Source organism: Paenibacillus sp. F024 (genome assembly GCF_057814255.1).
Map to the genome: position 1 here is coordinate 1 of NZ_JBVASZ010000090.1, position 1,022 is coordinate 1,022.

General features: G+C 48.5%; 2 protein-coding genes. Both read right to left on the reverse strand.

The annotated features are described in order from the left end of the window. The coding region (locus tag ACZYR9_RS27480; protein WP_488981485.1) for a TRAP transporter large permease subunit at positions 1 to 785 on the reverse strand (785 nt) is incomplete at its 3' end. Between the two features lie 37 nt (positions 786 to 822). Further along, a partial coding sequence (locus ACZYR9_RS27485; RefSeq protein ID WP_488981486.1) for a hypothetical protein occupies positions 823 to 1,022 on the reverse strand: 200 nt, incomplete at its 5' end.

Below are 1,022 nucleotides of genomic sequence, written 5' to 3' on the forward strand. Positions count from 1 at the left end.
TTTAGCTTAAGCTCGCGATGGATGAGCATACCAACGATTAAGGCATATACCGCCGCTACGATCGCCGCTTCGGTCGGAGTGAAAATCCCGCCCTTCATCCCTCCCAGAATTAACACGGGCAAAAACAGCGCCCAAATCGCCTCTCGGACGGCTTTGAAGATTTCACCGAACGATCTGCGCGGTTGGACGGGGACATTCGCCTTTCTTGCTATGAAAAACCAGATCGTGAATAGGCTAAGCGCCATCATGACACCGGGTACGATTCCGCCCATAAATAGCTTTGTGATCGATACGCCGCTCATGACCCCAAATACGATAAAAGGGATACTCGGTGGAATAATGGGAGCAATAATACCGCCTGCGGCAATCAAGCCCGCAGACTTCTTCTTGTCGTAGCCCGCTTTGGCCATCATCGGTATAAGAATAGCCGCCAGTGCCGCCGTATCGGCAACCGCCGAACCGGACAAGCCTGCAAACAAGAGCGCTGCAAATATCGCAACGTACCCGAGTCCGCCTCGAATATGACCCATTAAGGATAATGCAAGATTAATAATTCTCTTCGATATGCCGCCGGAATTCATCAGCTCCCCTGCCAGCATAAAGAAAGGAATAGCCATCAAAGAGAAATTGTCGGCGCCGTTAATCAGGTTCTGTGCCACGATTTGGCTGTCGAACATATCCATAAAATACATTAGGCATACCCCGCTTAGCAGCAGGGAAAAAGCGATCGGCACACCCAAAGACATACCGCCTAACAGCGATGCGATAAAAATGGTTAATGTCAAAGTCCTCACCTCTTTTATGGGTTGTCATGTTTCAGCGCTAGGCGATTTCTTCTTCCGATCCTTTGATATCCGTAAATTTTTGAATATCGGCATCTAATCTAAGCACTCTGTAAATATGACTTAGCACAAACAGGATCATGACCGCACTAGCGAAAATCCCGATCGAATAAACCCAGGCCAGGTCAATTCCCAATGCGGGAGAAGGGGCATCTAAATTCAGCATGACCAATTTGTACG